Source organism: Streptomyces sp. NRRL F-5727 (assembly GCF_000719555.1).
GTDB lineage: Bacteria > Actinomycetota > Actinomycetes > Streptomycetales > Streptomycetaceae > Streptomyces.
Genome location: NZ_JOGX01000140.1, coordinates 1 through 1130, shown reverse-complemented (window position 1 = coordinate 1130; position 1130 = coordinate 1). Strand labels below are relative to the sequence as shown.

The 1130-nt window shown below is 69.6% G+C and carries 1 protein-coding gene; it reads left to right on the top strand.

The features are described from left to right. Positions 1-291: 291 nt before the first annotated feature. Positions 292-1038, top strand: a complete 747-nt coding sequence (locus IF73_RS0137020; protein ID WP_031015907.1) for a GbsR/MarR family transcriptional regulator — start codon at positions 292-294, stop codon at positions 1036-1038. The last annotated feature ends 92 nt before the right edge of the window (positions 1039-1130 follow it).

Below are 1130 nucleotides of genomic sequence, written 5' to 3'. Positions count from 1 at the left end.
CCGGCGGGGACGTCGACGACGGTGGTGATGGGGGCGGTGGTGGCGAAGGTCTGCATGGCTGGTTTCTCCTGTGGAGTCGCGGTCGGTGTTTCCGACATGGGAAAAGCTACGTTGCTTTCCAGGGTGTGGCAACACATGCGTTGCACTGGAATGACATTCGCGCAGCTCAAAGCCTAGATTTCATTGCAATGAGGGCTGAATTGATGCAACGGCATATGCCTCCACGTTGCAATGGAGGGGCGATGAACGCTATGCTCGCGCCGTAGCCGGTACGTACGAAGGGAGATCGCGATGCCGGGAGGCAGACTCACCCAGCAGGAACGTCAGCAGATCGCGCTGGGGCTGGGCGACGGGCTCGCCTACGCGGAGATCGCCAGGCGTCTCGACCGCCCCACCTCCACCGTCACGCGCGAGGTCATGCGCAACGGCGGACCCACGGCCTACCGCCCCGACCTGGCCCACCGCGCCACCGAGACCCGCGCCCGCCGGCGCCGGCCCGGCGGCGGCGACGCCCCGCCCGCCGCGCGGGCCGACGGGCGCGACGCGACGGCCGTGCGCGACTACGAGGAGGCGTTCGCCACCGTCTTCATGCAGAGCGGTCTGCCCCGCATGACCGCCCGCGTCCTCGCCGCCCTCTACGCCACCGACGCCGGCAGCCTCACCGCCGGCGAACTCGGTGACCGGCTCCAGGTCAGCGCCGGTTCCATCTCCAAGGCCGTCGCCTTCCTGGAGAGCCAGAGCCTCATCCGCCGCGAGCGCGACGACCGCCGCCGCGAGCGGTACATCGTCGACGACGAGCTCTGGTACCAGTCGATGATCGCCGCCGCCAAGGCCAACGAGCAGATGGTCGAGATCGCCCGGCAGGGTGTCGCCGTCCTCGGCCCCGGCACCCCGGCCGCCGCCCGCCTGGAGAACGTCGCCCGCTTCATGGACTTCGTCAGCGAGGGCATCGTCCGCGCCGCGGAACAGGCCCGCGAGATCCTGCTGACGAAGCCCGCGGATTCCGTGAAGCCCGTGCGGCCCGCAGACGAGGGCTAGGCCCTGTCGTCAAACTCCCGCCTGCCCCGCGACGCCATGCACGCGCTCTCGCCGCACCGGGTGAAAGCCCGAGTACGTCCAGTACGAGGACT